The sequence below is a fragment of the Cystobacter fuscus genome (assembly GCF_044360685.1).
GTDB lineage: Bacteria > Myxococcota > Myxococcia > Myxococcales > Myxococcaceae > Cystobacter > Cystobacter fuscus_C.
Genome location: NZ_CP043491.1, coordinates 2268177 through 2282920 on the forward strand (window position 1 = coordinate 2268177; position 14744 = coordinate 2282920).

11 protein-coding genes are annotated in these 14744 nt (G+C 67.3%); 5 read left to right on the plus strand and 6 right to left on the minus strand.

The features are described 5' to 3' along the window. Nucleotides 1-19: 19 nt before the first annotated feature. Nucleotides 20-904, plus strand: a complete 885-nt coding sequence (locus tag F0U63_RS09415) for an alpha/beta fold hydrolase (protein WP_395845557.1) — start codon at nucleotides 20-22, stop codon at nucleotides 902-904. A gap of 212 nt (nucleotides 905-1116) precedes the next feature. Here F0U63_RS09415 and F0U63_RS09420 read toward each other — a convergent pair whose 3' ends face one another. Then, nucleotides 1117-1539: an HD domain-containing protein gene (locus F0U63_RS09420; protein ID WP_395845558.1), complete on the minus strand. Its 423-nt coding sequence runs from the start codon at nucleotides 1537-1539 to the stop codon at nucleotides 1117-1119. A gap of 10 nt (nucleotides 1540-1549) precedes the next feature. Next, nucleotides 1550-1927, minus strand: a complete 378-nt coding sequence (locus F0U63_RS09425; RefSeq protein ID WP_395845559.1) for a peptide chain release factor-like protein — start codon at nucleotides 1925-1927, stop codon at nucleotides 1550-1552. A gap of 320 nt (nucleotides 1928-2247) precedes the next feature. On the opposite strand from F0U63_RS09425, the gene F0U63_RS09430 reads away from it, so the two are divergent. Both F0U63_RS09430 and F0U63_RS09435 read left to right on the plus strand, forming a co-directional pair. Next, nucleotides 2248-5493: an RCC1 domain-containing protein gene (locus F0U63_RS09430; RefSeq protein ID WP_395845560.1), complete on the plus strand. Its 3246-nt coding sequence runs from the start codon at nucleotides 2248-2250 to the stop codon at nucleotides 5491-5493. Between the two features lie 130 nt (nucleotides 5494-5623). Continuing rightward, nucleotides 5624-6658: an aldo/keto reductase gene (locus tag F0U63_RS09435; protein WP_395845561.1), complete on the plus strand. Its 1035-nt coding sequence runs from the start codon at nucleotides 5624-5626 to the stop codon at nucleotides 6656-6658. A gap of 84 nt (nucleotides 6659-6742) precedes the next feature. Here the strand turns inward: F0U63_RS09435 and F0U63_RS09440 are convergent, their stop codons facing one another. From F0U63_RS09440 to F0U63_RS09455, 4 genes are all read right to left on the minus strand, one after another. Then, nucleotides 6743-8803 carry a GMC family oxidoreductase gene (locus F0U63_RS09440; RefSeq protein ID WP_395845562.1) on the minus strand — a complete coding sequence of 687 codons (2061 nt, stop codon included), beginning with the start codon at nucleotides 8801-8803 and terminating at the stop codon, nucleotides 6743-6745. A 424-nt stretch (nucleotides 8804-9227) separates the two neighbouring features. Continuing rightward, on the minus strand, nucleotides 9228-9446 hold the full coding sequence (locus F0U63_RS09445) for a hypothetical protein (protein ID WP_395845563.1): 219 nt from the start codon (nucleotides 9444-9446) through the stop codon (nucleotides 9228-9230). A 139-nt stretch (nucleotides 9447-9585) separates the two neighbouring features. Next, nucleotides 9586-10122 carry an imm11 family protein gene (locus F0U63_RS09450; protein WP_395845564.1) on the minus strand — a complete coding sequence of 179 codons (537 nt, stop codon included), beginning with the start codon at nucleotides 10120-10122 and terminating at the stop codon, nucleotides 9586-9588. Between the two features lie 48 nt (nucleotides 10123-10170). Beyond that, nucleotides 10171-10842 (minus strand): hypothetical protein, encoded by a 672-nt coding sequence (locus F0U63_RS09455; RefSeq protein WP_395845565.1) that lies wholly within the window; start codon nucleotides 10840-10842, stop codon nucleotides 10171-10173. A 239-nt stretch (nucleotides 10843-11081) separates the two neighbouring features. On the opposite strand from F0U63_RS09455, the gene F0U63_RS09460 reads away from it, so the two are divergent. Both F0U63_RS09460 and F0U63_RS09465 read left to right on the plus strand, forming a co-directional pair. Continuing rightward, nucleotides 11082-12620, plus strand: a complete 1539-nt coding sequence (locus F0U63_RS09460) for a hypothetical protein (protein ID WP_395845566.1) — start codon at nucleotides 11082-11084, stop codon at nucleotides 12618-12620. A gap of 139 nt (nucleotides 12621-12759) precedes the next feature. Then, entirely contained in the window at nucleotides 12760-14649 is a 1890-nt protein-coding gene (locus F0U63_RS09465) for a hypothetical protein (protein WP_395845567.1), read from the plus strand. The last annotated feature ends 95 nt before the right edge of the window (nucleotides 14650-14744 follow it).

The window sequence follows — 14744 nt, forward strand, 5'->3', positions numbered from 1 at the left end:
TTTTACAGGGGGGAACGCGATGCGTCAGTCCATCTACGATCGGCTCAATGTCCGGGTCATGGGAGCCATGGGCCCGCCGCTCATCTTCGCCCATGGCTTTGGTTCGGATCAGCGCGCCTGGCGGCATCAGGTGGCGGCCTTCAAGAGCCAATACCAGATCATCCTCTTCGATCATGTGGGGTGCGGCCGGTCGGACTTCAACGCCTACAGCGCGGAGCGTCACGGCAGGATTCACGGCTACGCGGAGGACGTGCTGGAGCTGTGTGAGGAGTTGGACCTGCGGGACGCCACCCTGGTGGGGCATTCGGTGAGCGCGATGGTGGGCATGCTGGCGGCGCTCGCCGAGCCGCGGCGCTTCCAGCGGCTCGTCTTCGTCAAGGCCTCACCGCGCTACCTCAATGACGTGGGCTACGTGGGGGGCTTCGAGCGCGCCCAGCTCGACTCGCTCTACGCCACCATGTCGGCCAACTTCCTCGCCTGGGCGGGAGGGTTCGCCGAGCAGGTGGTGAACATGCCGGAGATGCCGGAGCTGGCGCGGGAGTTCGCCCGGACGCTCTCCGCCATGCGCCCGGACATCGCCCTGGCGAGCGCGCGCGTCATCTTCGAGTCCGACCTTCGCGCGGAGCTGCCGCGGCTGAAGGTTCCCACGCTCATCCTCCAGTCCGGCGAGGACTTCGCCGTGCCCGACGAGGTCGGCCTCTACCTGGCCGAACACATCCCGCTCGCGCAGCTGGCGCGGATCGAGGCGCGCGGCCACCTGCCCCACCTGAGCGCGCCCACGGCGGTGACGCGCGCCCTCGCGGATTTCTTCGCGGACCGTCCCCCCCGGTGTCAGGAGGAGCCTCGCCCGTTCCCCGACGTGTTCGGCGCCCGGCGCGGCGTGTTCAAGAACTCCCTCAACTGACGCGGTCCGCCCTCCGGCGCATTCCCTTATTTCCACGGAGGGTGTTCTCAGTCCGGCGAATCCAGGCTATTCTGGCTTCACGTCCTGGGAGGGATTCTTCCCGGGAGGGGGGCATTCCATGCGGCTTCCTGGATCTGGCGAGGATTCGCCATGAGGTGGGGGTGGCGCTGTCTGCCGTTGCGCTGGCCATGGCGCCTGGCATGAGCGGCGCGTCAGGTGTCCTTCAACCGAGCCCAGGCGGCCCGGTAGCGCGCCAGCCGCTCCGCGTCCTTCGCCGTGATGGCGGGCAGCCGCCGCACGTCCATGTTGTCCTCGAGATCCGCCAGCTTCACCCGGCGCGCCAGGGGGTGGGGCCGCACACGCTCGATGAAGGCCGCGTAGTCCTCGCCCTCGGCCTTGGTGAGCCGCTCCAGCGCGCCCAGCACCTCCTCGCCGTAGCCCAGCTCGCGCAGCCGCTCCAACGTATAGGGCGTGTCCTCCACCACGTCGTGCAGCAGCGCGACCATGCGCTCCGTCTCGGTGTCCAACCGCGCCATCACCCGGAGCGGGTGGAGGATGTAGGGCTGTCCGGCCTTGTCTCGCTGGCCACGGTGGGCCCGCATCGCGAGCTCCAGGGCATCTTCCAGGGTGGGCATGCGTGCTCCCCTACCAGCCATCCTTGTTGTTGCGCTGCGCCTTCTTCTCTCCCACGCGCTTCTTGGCGTCCAGGCGGCGCCGCTGGGAGCCCTTGGTGGGCTGGGTCTTATGGCGCTTCTTGGGCACATACGTGAGCGCCTGGAGTCCCGCGCGCAGCCGCTCGAGCGCGGCGCCCTTGTTCTGCACCTGACTGCGGCGCTCGGTGGCGGTGACGGACAGCTCGGTGGGGGGATGGGTCATCCGCACGCCGCTGGCGGTGGTGTTGCGGTGCTGGCCGCCCGGGCCGGAGGCGATGAAGTACTCCACCTCGCAGGCGCGCAGCAGGGCGTCGTCATCCAGGGCGAGCGCCGCCAGCGCGGCCTGTCGGCGGGAAGGGGAGACCGTCATGGGGGGCTCACCCTAGTCATCTCCGCGCGGGTTGTGCAGCCGCCTCTCGGGCGCTCCCCTCGCGTGCACGCGCTGTCCTTCGTCCACCGGACCCCCTGGCGCTTGGCCCCGGGGGCCGGGTGGACCCCCACCCCGCGGGCGAGTCTCCTCCCACCCAGTTGAAACTCTATCGTATTTATCCACATATACGGATATTCCCCGGTTCAGGGGCGGCGTTCCCGCCCCGAAAGCCGGCGGCTTTCCCAACCCCCGAGAGGCCGCTGGAGGACCCCCTTCCGCGTGCCGGCCCCCATTCGAGGCACGCAGAAAAGGATTTCAAGATGAAACATCGTTTGTCGAGGAGCTCCCTGGTCGCGCTCCTTCTGGTCGTGCTCATGCCTGGCGTCGGCTGTGGCGTGGGCGAGGAGGGCGAGCGGGCCTGGGCGACTGGCCAACGGCGCTCTCCCGCCATCTCCGTGCAGGGCCGGCCCTACCGCCTCGCGGCGGGGTTGAACCACTCGTTGTACGTGACGCCGGCGGGCACGGTCTGGGCCTGGGGCGCCAACGCCCAGGGGCAGTTGGGCGATGGCTCCACGCTCCAGCACGTGACGCCCACGCAGGTGGTGGGGCTCACGGGGGTGACGGCCGTCGCCGCCGGCAACAACCACTCGATGGCGTTGCGCGAGGAGGGCACGGTCTGGACCTGGGGCACCAACACGGATGGACAGTTGGGTGACAGCGTCTCGCAGCGCCTGGTGCCGGCCCAGGTGGCGGGGCTTTCGGGCGTGACGGCCATCGCCGCTGGCAACCTGCACTCCCTGGCGTTGAGCAACGGGGCGGTGTGGGCCTGGGGCAACAACACCGCCGGACAACTCGGAGATGGCTCGTCCACCAGCCGCTCCGCTCCGGTGAAGGTGTCCGGGCTGACGGAGGTGGTGGCCATCGCCGCCGGTGACTTCCACTCCCTGGCGCTCAAGAGGGATGGCACGGTGTGGGCTTGGGGTGGGAATTACTCTGGCCAGTTGGGCGATGGCACCCTCGACTCGCGCTCCACGCCGGTTCGGGTGACGGGTCTCACGGGCATCGTGGCCCTGGCGGGAGGGGGCTCGCACAGCGTGGCGGCGTCCTCCACTACCCTGGGTGGCAAGGTCTGGGCCTGGGGGGACAACACCTATGGCCAGCTGGGCAATGGCGGAGATGTCTCCTCCCTGCTGCCCCTGGAGGTGCCCGGCCTCACCCAGGTCGTCGCCCTCGCCAGCGGCACCTCCCACTCGCTCGCCCTGCGCGGAGATGACTCGGTGTGGGCCTGGGGGGACAACGCCCAGGCCCAGACGGCCCAGACGGGGACCAGCGTCCAGCGCGTTCCGGTGCAGGTGTCGGGAGTCTCGGATGCCCAGGCCCTCGCCTGCGGCAATGCCTTCTCGCTGGTAGGGCGCGGAGACAATGTCACCCTGGGCTGGGGCGCCAATGGCTTCGGTCAACTGGGCAATGGCAGCTCGAGTGTGCGAGCGCTCCCGGGCCGTGTCCCGTCGCTCACGGCGGGCGCGTCCCTGACGGCCGGTGACCACCATGTCTTCCTGCGGCAGACGGATGGCTCGGTCTGGGCGTGGGGCGACAACACCTATGGCCAGCTCGGCGACGGGACGCTCGTTTCCCGGCCGGCGCCGGTGCGGCTGTCTTCCACCCTGACGTCCGTGCGGGCCCTCTCCGCCTCCAGCTACCACTCGCTGGCGCTGCGCACCGATGGCACGGTGTGGGCCTGGGGTGACAACAGCTATGGCCAGCTCGGGGACACCTCCGGCGGCCGGCGCCCCAGCCCCGCCCAGGTGCCCGGGGTGGCGGGGGCCACGGAGATCGCCGCGGGCACCTACCACTCGCTGGCACGGCTCTCCGATGGCACGGTGTGGACCTGGGGAGACAACAGCTATGGCCAGCTCGGCGCGGGAGCGACTCCGCGCGGCCCGCGGGCCCCCGCCGTGGTGCCCGGCCTCGGGGTCATCACCCACGTGGCGGCCGGCCTCTTCCATTCACTGGCGCTGGACAGCGCGGGCCAGGTGTGGGCCTGGGGGGACAACGTCTACGGACAACTGGGGGATGGCACCTCCACGTCGCGCAACGTGCCGGGGCGGGTGACTGGCCTGCCGGCGGGCATCCAGGCCATCGTGGCGGGTCCCTCCTACTCGGTGGCGCTGGGCGCGGACGGCTCGGTGTGGACCTGGGGAGAGAACAGCAACGGCCAGCTCGGCGATGGCACCACCACCGCGCGCCCGGTGCCCGCGCGCGTCTCCCTGCCGGCCACCGTTGTCGCGCTCTCCACCCGGGGCAGCCACACGGTGGCGCTCGACACCACGGGCATGCTCTGGGCCTGGGGCCGCAATGTCTCCGGCCAGCTCGGCAATGGCACCCTGGTGTCGGAGAGCACGCCCCGGCGGGTGCCGAGCTTCGCGCGCGTCCAGGGCTTTGCGTCCGGCCTGCGCACGACCTTCGCGCTGCGCGCGGATGGCACCGTCTGGGCCTGGGGCGACAACTCCCTCGGACAGCTTGGCAACGGCGCCACCAGCGCCTCGCCCGTGCCGGTGCGGGCCGTGGGCTATCCGCGCACCGTGCCGCTCGCCTCGGGCGCCCAGCATGTGCTGGCCGTGTCCTCCGACGGCTCCGTGTTCAGCTTCGGGAGCAACACCCGGGGACAGCTCGGCTACGAGGGCTCGGCGACCCAGACGTCCCCGCGCTGGCTCACCGGGCCCGAGTGCATCGAGGCCGTGGCCGCCGGGGCGCTCTTCTCCCTGGCGCTGAGCTGTGATGGCGGCGTGTGGGCGTGGGGGGACAACGCCTCCGGGCAGCTCGGCGATGGCGCCGTCACGGCACGGACCGCGCCGGCGCGGGTGTCTGGACTCACCAATGTCGTGGCGATCGCCGCGGGCAGCAACCATGCCCTGGCGGTGCGAGCCGATGGGACGGTGTGGGCCTGGGGGGCCAATGGCTCCGGGCAGCTCGGCGATGGCACCACCACCTCGCGCGCCGTCCCCATGCAGGTGAAGGAGCTTGTCGATGTCGTGGCCGTCGCGGGCGGCTCCGGACACTCCCTGGCGGTGCGAGCCGATGGGACGGTGTGGGCCTGGGGGGCCAACGGCTCCGGGCAGCTCGGCGATGGCACCACCACCTCGCGCACCCTCCCGGTCTTCGTGTCGACGCTCTCGGGGGTCCAGGCCATCGCCTCCGGAGCCCAGCACGCGCTCTCGTTGACGGAGGGGGGCGCGGTGTGGGCCTGGGGCGACAATGGCTCGGGGCAGCTCGGCGATGGCACCACCACCTCGCGCACGCGGCCCGTCCAGGTGTCGGGCCTCTCGGGCGTCCAGAGCCTCGTGGCGGGCGCCTCGTTCTCCCTGGCGCTCACGCCCGGCAAGGTGTGGTCCTGGGGCAACAACTCCGCCGGGCAGCTCGGCGATGGCACCCTGAACTCCCGCTCCCTGCCGGGCGCGGGTCCCACGCTCTCGAGCTTCGTGGCGCTCTCCGCGGGAGGCCAACACACCGTGGTGCTGCGCTCGGACGACTCGTTCCTGAGCTGGGGCACTGTCCACTCGCCGTGAGGCGCAACGCGCGGACTGTTCTCCAATAGGAAGCGGCCGGGGGGCGCTGCTTGGCGCCCGGGGCGGGATGAGGGAAAGCACCGGGGCTGGCGGCGCCCTCCGCGCCCCTTTCTCAGGAGCAGCAGGCCACATGGAATACAGACGGCTGGGTGGTTCAGGGTTCAAGGTCCCCGTGTTGAGCCTGGGGACGGGGACGTTTGGCGGGGGCAACGAGTTCTTCAAGGGCATGGGCACCTCCGGGGTCGCGGAGGCCACGCGGCTGGTGGACATCTCGCTCGAGGCAGGGCTCACCATGTTCGACTCGGCCGACGTCTACTCCGACGGCCTCGCGGAGAAGATCCTGGGGCAGGCCATCAAGGGCCGCCGCGACCGGGTCATCATCTCGACCAAGGGCACGTTCCGCATGGGAGAGGGCGCCAACGACGTGGGCTCCTCGCGCTACCACCTCATCCGCAGCGTGGAGGGCAGTCTCGAGCGGCTGGGCACCGACTACATCGACATCTACCAGCTGCACGGCTTCGACGCCTCCACGCCCGTGGAGGAGACGCTGAGCTGCCTGGATGAGCTCGTGCGCGCGGGGAAGATCCGCTACATCGGCTGCTCGAACTTCTCGGGCTGGCACCTGATGAAGTCGCTGGCCGTGTCCGAGAAGTACGGCTGGGCGCGCTACGTGGCGCACCAAGCGTACTACTCGCTCATCGGGCGCAGCTACGAGTGGGAGCTGATGCCGCTGGGGCTGGACCAGGGCGTGGGCGCCATCGTCTGGAGTCCGCTGGGGTGGGGCCGGCTGACGGGGAAGATCCGCCGGGGCCAGCCGCCGCCGGAGACCAGCCGCATGCGCTCGGAGACGACGGCACAGGGAGGCCCGCCGGTGGAGGACGAGTACCTCTACCGGGTCGTGGATGCGCTGGACGAGGTGGCGAAGGAGACGGGCAAGACGGTGCCGCAGATCGCCCTCAACTGGCTGTTGCAGCGGCCCACGGTGTCCAACGTCATCATCGGCGCGCGCAACGAGGAGCAGCTGCGGCAGAACCTGGCGGCGGTGGGCTGGAACCTGACGCCCGAGCAGGTGGCGCGTCTGGATGCCGCGAGCGCCACGACGCTGGCCTACCCCTACTTCCACCAGCGCGGCTTCACCGAGCGCAATCCGCCTCCGGTGCGCTGAGCGGGACGGGACGGCGGGTTCGCTTCCCGCTGCCTCCATCATCATGCGGCGCTGCGAGCGCCGGTGGTGATGCTCGGCGACGACTCAGGCCGAGGCGAGGATGACGTCGGCGGCCTTTTCGCTCGCCATGTAGATCGCGGTCACGATGAAGAGGCCGGGGATCTTCGGGAAAATCGATGCATCCACGACCCGGAGGCCCTGCGTGCCGCGCACCCGGAACTTGCTATCGAGGACAAAGCGATTCGCGTCGACTCCCGTCGGATCGCTCGGACCCATCGGACAGGTGCACGAGGCGTGGTGGCCCCACGCGTTGTCCCGCACGAAGTCCCGCACCGCCTCGCGCGTCTTGGGAACGTCGCGCATCATTCCGGCGGGGGTCATCCCCGCGCTCTCGAGAATGTCGCGCGCGAGCTCCGCGCCTTCGGCCACGGCGTCCAGATCCGGCAGCGCGGCGTGCGGGGTGCCTGCCTCGAAGTAGCGGAAGTTCACCGCCGGAACGTCGAACGGGTGGTCGGATCGAAGACGCACGGTGCCCGCTGTGTTGGAGGTGTGGGCCTTGAGAACAGTCCAGGTGAAGCGCGCCTTCGAGACGTTGTTGGGCGGCGGCGGCGGCGCACCACCGGGCTGAGGCAGGCCCTTCGAGTAGCCCGGGTAGTAGCCGAGGAAGCCCGACTGCAGTCCGAAGATCACCAGGTCCGAGGGGAGCCCCGCCGTGCGCGCCGACTCCGATCTCAGGACGATGCCCCCCACGCACTTGTTGTTGGCGTAGGGCCCGCTTTTGTCGGCGGCCCATTGCGCGAAGCAAGGATCCTCCGCCGTGTTGCCGGTGGTGGTGAACGTGCAGTCGGCGAGGAGCTCGAGCGGCTTTCCTTCCGGTTGATCGCCGAGCACGGTGACCTCGTAACGATCCTGGAGGTTTCCGCCGACGCCCGGAAGATCGACGATGGAGAGCGTCTTGCCCGAGACGGTCCGCGGGCCGGCGATGCCCATTTCCTCGAGGTGGTCCTTCGGGCCGATCCCCGACAGCATCAGGAGCTGCGGCGTGTTGAAGGCACCGGCCGAGAGGATGACCTCTTTGCGCGCATAGAGCTTGATGGCCGTGCCCTCCGTGCTTCCGTCGGCGAGCGGCGACGCCCGATAGACCTGCTTGCCATCGGGATACGTCGTGGCCTCGATTCCCTTCGCCACCAGCTTGCCGTCGACCAGCTCCTCTCCGAACAGAATGCGGGTAACGAACGTGTTCAGCTTGAGGGTGAGGCGCTGGCTGCGCTGACGAGCGTCGAGGAGGAGCTCACGCGTACCGTTGCGGAGGCCGCCCTGAATCGCCACTGGGATCGCATAGAGCCCCTCGAGGGTGTCACGTTCGGCGATGTCTCCATTGACATCGCGCTGCAACAACTCCTTGAGAGCCGCCGCGGGGTTTTCCGACTCGGAGAGCTCTTGCGTGGCGATCGCCGCCTGATAGAGCAGGTTGCCGATCGTCTGCTGACCGAGGGTGGAGTCGTCGAATTTCTCGAGGACCAGGCTCGCGGTGTTTCCCAGGCTCGTTCCGAGCCACCCCTCGGTGCCATGCACGCGATCGGCGTCGGCGTAGTCGCAGCGCTCCAGGCGGGCGAAGTAAGGCTGCATCTGGTTCGCCGCCCACGAGTCGTCACCGGTGAGCCGTGCGATGTCGTCCCAGTCGGCGTCATGCGGACGAATGGTGATCATCGCGTTGTGGGCGGTGCACCCTCCGAGGGTGCCGGCGCGCGGGTAGAAGATGCCCTTGCGATGCTCGACGCCGTTCGGGTCTGAGTAGAGCTTGGGATCGCGCCTGGCCTGCTCGGGATCCGAGTAGTGATCGACGAAGTAGTCCCACTGCATCGAGGGCTCCTCGGCCGACCGCGCGTGGAAGGACGGAACCTGATAGTTCAAGTTGTCGCCGCGATCGCCACCGGCTTCGATCACGCAGACCTGGAAGCCTGCCTCGGCGAGCCGCGCGGCGACCGGACCGCCGCCCGCGCCCGAGCCGATGACGATGTAGTCGAAGGTCGACGCCGTCTCTTCGCCCTCGGGCGCGTCGTCGTTCTTGCAACCAAGCGAGCCTGCTGTCGAGCCGAGGCCGGAGAGTGCGATGAGCTTCAGGATTGATCGACGGGAAATCATGGGCGTACCTCGCGGTTCACGGCTGGCGTCTGGCTGCACGGAGAGGCAGCCGGTTGAGCAGAATTGAGTGACGACTCTTGAGCCCTTCCTGAACAATCCCCCCGATTGCGGCGGAGGCTCACTCCGGAGCGTCAGCAATAGCGATGCCACCGGACCCGCTCGGCGAGGTGAGCTCCCCCGCGCAGACCGGTCCGGTCCGGGGTCCGACGCAGCGGTTCTCGACGCGTCAGCCGCGTCGTTTGACACGTCAGCTGTGTCCTTTGACGTGTCAAAAGCTCGAGCTCACGGCTGTTCAATTGCGGCGAGTCGCGGACCACCTGGCCCATCCAACGCTGGCCACTGGCTGGCCCTTCACTCAGAACACCTGGGCTCGCGCGTGCGTGGTGGGAGCTGAGTGCTGGTGCTGACCGCGCGAGCCGGGGACTCAGGCGCCCGCGAAGTGCACCTGGGCCTTGTTCATGACGTACCCGACCGCCATCAGGTGCCAGGCCACCTGCTCGATGCGGGCGTACTGCTGCGGATCCTCGCGCAGGGCGGCGGTGGCCTGCTCCAGCGGAACCCCGAGCGTGGTGGCCTCGGCCTGGATGACCTCCTGCACCTTGGCCGGAGCGCGGCTGATTCTTGTTCGCGCGAAGTGACTCACTGCTCCAATCACTTCCACCTGTTGGTGTGAGCGTGGGAGTCCAGGAAGGTGGGGCGGCTGGTGGACTGGAGTAGAGCCTTCTGGGCGTGACGCTACTCGGCGGAGCCGGTGGACGACGCGGTGCTGGTGGGAATGTCCGTCAGACCTCCGTGAAACGCGCACCTGTCATGCCGGACTCCTCCATAGCCCGCTTGACTCGCTCGGAAACGATGATGTTCGTCTGCCAGCCCCACGGGCGGAATATCTCGGCATTCCCCACCTTGCTCGGGTCGATGCGCATGCCGACCACGTTACGGTATTCACCGATTCCGTCCTCATAGCCGTCCTCAGCGGTTCGATACGCAACCTCTTCACATCGCGCGTCGTCTATACAGCGAACGACTCGGAGCAGGTTCAACAGGTAATGGGGCGCTGATTGCCCTTCGACGGTGATGGGAAACAACTGCATCTGGCCGTCCAACCCAAGCTGTTCGAGGAGCTCTTTGACCTTGCCGTGGACGATAGGGACGCAGAACGCGGTGGTCGAGAAGTCCAGCGGGCGCCCAGGGGCATACAGCCCGATGCGGAGGGGCTCCCGCACCGAGATGGGCAGCCCTTCGGTCAGATGCCCATGCCAGAGTTCTTGACCATCCCCATCCATGGGATCGCCAAACGTCCATCGGTCCAGGATGCGCATGTCGTTTGAAATTTTATAATATCTCAAGTAGCTCCCCTCGCCAGGTAATCATGGCGTGGTCGCCAATCGGTGGATTCCTACCGCGAAGGTTTTCGTGAACAGCGGCTCGGGTGCTGCCCATGACGTGACGTAGACCACCAGGGAGACAGCGACTCCTGCAAGGAATGCCGGGTCGCGGAAGAGCTCCTCGGCGCCCTCGCGAATGCCCTCCGGCATGTACTTGGGGGAAAGCCGCAGCGCCATGACCAAAGGACTCTTGCGCAGAGAGTCTGGCAAAGGGAGGCTGGGTTCACCGTAACGCTCGGTGTACTCCTTCAAGAGAATCTCCTCCACCGAGTCTGGCTCCTGTACCAAGGCGAGCAGGGTGCCCGTGGAAGCCACCCACCGCTTGCGCCGCTTCAACTCGGCCAGGTTCTCATGGAACTGCTGGAGGACGCGCCGGGCATCTTCCCGAGTGAAGTGCTGGAACGAGGGCTCCACCCTCACCTGTGGGAGGTACAGCCGGACACCGCCCTCAGGTGGTAGCTCCACACGAGCGAGCGGTAGCGCAGGTTCGAGGGAAGCCCCCTCCAAGGGCACGCCGCATGAGCGCTCCGCCATGGAGGGTGCGACATCGTCCCTCATCGCTTCGGTATGGGAGGAGCAGGCGGTTGTCACGGTGCGGTACAGCACCAGCACCCGTTTGACGAGCTGGCCGGTTGCGAGGGGGGAAGGACTCATGCCACGCAGGATTCTAGTATTGGCGAGCCCAGCGGCGAAGAAGGGGGAAGGTGGCCGAGGTTGTGGCGCGCCGCCCCCGCCCCCCATCCCTCCAGGTCCACTTCGTCGCCTGGCGTCACCCGGGCCCGTGCAACCTCGCCCAGTCTCAAGAAATGAAAAAATGCAAACCCCTCAACCCCCGTGCGTCATGAATAACGCGACGGTGTCCTGCTGTCGGCGATCAACGAGGAGCGTTTGGCATGAATCGTGGCTTGATGTGCGACGTAGGTGTGTGGAGGGTGGCGCTGGTGTGTCTCTCCTTGGTGGGCTGTGGCGTGGACACGGTCGACGGCGGTCCCCCCTTGACGCCGGGTGCTTCTGGACTCGCCGCGGAGGGGTGGGAGACGGTCGCGAACCAGTATCAGACCTTCACGTTGGACAAGCCGTCGACCGTGAGATTCGGGCTGGGTGATACCTGGGTCACTCGAGAGTTGGCCGCGGGCAGCGTGTACTGCTTTTTCAATCCGGACCCCGCGCCCGGCCAGTTCAAGACGTGCCAGCGCAGCACGCAGCCGGCTCCGGTGAGCGAGTCGGCGCTCAGCCCCGCGTGTGCCTCGTTCTATGCACCCGACTTCGCTCTCACCAGCACCCGTCAGGCCTCGCCGATCCCCACGGTGGCGAAGCCCTCCAAGGGGGTGGCGTTTTCGGAGCCCACCTACAAGACGTGTGTCGTGCGCGCCACCGACCACGCCGCTGACGGCGTGTCGGGCTTTGCCCGAAACGACTACTCGCGCCGCCAGGCCTTCAACTCGAACAACACGAAGCAGCTGGTGTACGCCCTCGATGGGTATTGGCATGTGTATGACGCCAACACCCATGCGCGCCTGAAGCAGCTGTCGGGCCCGGCCGCGGACGCGGAGCCGCAATGGCACCCGACGAATCCGGACCTGTTGTACTACCTGCCCACCAATGGCGTCGGCATGCGGCTCCACGAGTTGAATGTCTCGACCGGGGCCTCCCGCGTCGTGGGCGACTTTGGCGCACGGCTGAAAGCCAGGTGGCCGACCTCGGCGGCGGCATGGACGAAATCGGAGGGCTCTCCCTCGGCGGACGGACGCTACTGGTGCTTCATGGTCGACGCGAGCGACTGGAGCAGCGTCGGCGTGTTCACCTGGGACCGCGACACCAACACCATCCTGGGCATGTATGACACCAAGGGCGAGCGTCCCGACCATGTGAGCATGTCCCCCAGCGGCAACTCCTGCGTGGTGTCCAGCGACGGTGCGCTCGGCACGGTGGCGTTCTCTCGGGACTTCAGCCAGAAGACCCAGCTGTTCGCGAAGTCCGAGCACTCGGACCTGGCGCTGGACGCCAATGGCGACGACGTCTACGTGGCTGTCGACTACCAGTCCAACGCGGGTGACGTGTTCATGGTGAACCTGCGCACGGGCGTGCGCACGGCGCTGTTTTCGACCTACCTGAGCGGCACCGCGACGGCGCTGCATGTCTCGGGCAAGGCGTTCGCCAGACCCGGCTGGGTGGTGGTCAGCACCTATGCCGATTACGGCGGCTCGCTGCAGTGGCTGCACCGCAAGGTGATGGCCGTGCAGCTGAAAGCCAACCCGACCATCTACACGCTGGCGCACCACCGCACCGTTTCGAACGGTTACTGGAGCGAGCCGCACGCCAGCGTCAACCGTGACTTCACGCGGGTGGTCTTCGGTTCCAACTGGGGCAGTGGCAGCGCCACGGACGTCGATACGTACGTGGTCGAGATCCCGGCGGGCGCGTTGAAGTGATGCCGCGGCACGTCGCCAATGCATGAGGGCCCCTCGGGGTCCTCGTTTCCCGCGGAGGAGGGGCGCCGCCTTGCCGCGGGCCCCTTTTCATCCACCACGCCGCTGGTGTGGCACACCGTGCTTGTTCCAAGGGGAGTTCATGTCGACAATGTCATTCGCCCCGCGCCGCGTCATGATCCGAGGAGTCGCGCTCTCCGTCAGCCTTGCTCCCCTCCTCACTCCCGCATGGGCGGCGGCCGAAACCATCGGTGGCGGCACCATCGCCACTCCGGCGGTCGGTCCAGCTCCGGCATACGCGGTGGACGGCTCCGGCTTCGTTCTCGTGAAGAACTGGAACTTCGGCACGAGCCCCAGCAGCACCGTCACGGACATGTCGGTCATGAACAGCCATTTCCAGTACCACGATCAGCACGGGCTGGACTCGAACCCAGGTTATGGAGCGAGCATGGTGGCCCCGAACGCGGCAACCGCGATTTCGGGCCAGCCCATCGAGGGCGTGGATACCACGTCACCGGTTCGCGCGTTCTTCACGGATACACTGCGCACCTATCTCGTGCCGCTGAACGGTGCCACCACTCTTGATCCCTATTTGCTCAACACGGGGAGCGGGGCATTCCAGCCCAAGTGGATCCTGCCGGGTGGCGGCTCCAGACTCGGGCAGGACGTTCTCTGGGAGACCCGGGTGCGTTATGTCACGCCGCGCCACTTCTGGTTCGCCCTCTGGGCCGACGGCAACACTTGGAACAAGGGGGCCGAATACGACTTGATAGAGAGTTTTGGCTATGACAACGCCTCGATTGGCGGTGGCAACAACTACGACGGCCGGTATTGGCATTCAAGCGTGGTCGGAGGAAGCTCCGCGACCAATTATCACGCCAACTGGGCCAACGGCATGACCGCCAACGGCATCCCCGCTTATTCCTCCCCGGTTTACAACCCAGCCGAATGGCATGTCTGGACCTGGCTCTATCGCCAGGACAATACCTACGCGGCCTTCGTGGACGGCGTTCAGGTTCAAAGCGGCACCATCCACTGGACCGTTGGCGGCGGCTCGACCGCTCCGGCCGTCAACATGAGTTTCCATTTCGACGGCACGTGGGGCAGCCGGAAGCCGGAGACGAGAAATGACTTCTCCATCCCTGCTTCCGAGCTGGCGGGAAAATATTACGAATGGGATTACAGCCGCGTCTACCTGCGGACCGAGCCCGTGAAGGACAATACGGACTCGACCGGCATCACCATCACAGCCGGCACCGGCGCATGGGTGGCCAGCTCCGTAACCCCTGGTTATATCGGCACCAATTATCTGCACGACAATGACACCGGTAAGGGCATCAGGTCGGTCCAGTATACGCCGACCCTGAGCCAGGACGGCACCTACAACGTCTACATGCAGTGGACCTCCGGCAGCGGTCGCGCCACCAACGTTCCGGTCGACATCGTCAAGGCCAACGGAACGACGACCACGGTGACTGTCAATCAGACGGTGGGTGGTGGCACCTGGAACCTGCTCGGCACCTACGCGCTCTCCAAGAGGAACGCGTCGGTGACGATTCGCACGACCGGCACCACCGGGACCGTCATCGCCGATGCCGTTCGCTTCACTCCCATCGCGAGCGAGGTCATCGTGGACAACGCCAGACTCAGCAACAGCGACAAGACCGGCACCTGGATCCACAGCAGGAGCGCCCCCGGGTTTCACGGATATGACTACGCCCACGACAACAACGCCGGCAAGGGTTCGACGACCGCCAGGTTCACCCCCAACCTTCCCGTGGCAGGCACTTACAATGTCTATGCCCGATGGACGGCTGATAATACCCGCTCGAACAACGTCCCCTATCGCATCACCTGCAACTCAGGTACCGTTCTCGTGTATAGGAATCAACAGGTGAACGGCGGCTCCTGGCAGTTGCTCGGCACCTATCCCTTCAACGCCGGGACGAGCGGCGGCGTGGTGATTTCAAACGCCGGAACCACCGGTCACGTCGTTGCCGACGCCGTGCGCTTCGAACTGGTGCTGCCCTAGTCAGGGCGCCCAGGTCCATCCCCGCGCCCGCGGTCACCCGAACCTTCGGCTGGTAGGAGGCATCCAGCTCGTACTGGACGGGGTGCCCGCTGGCA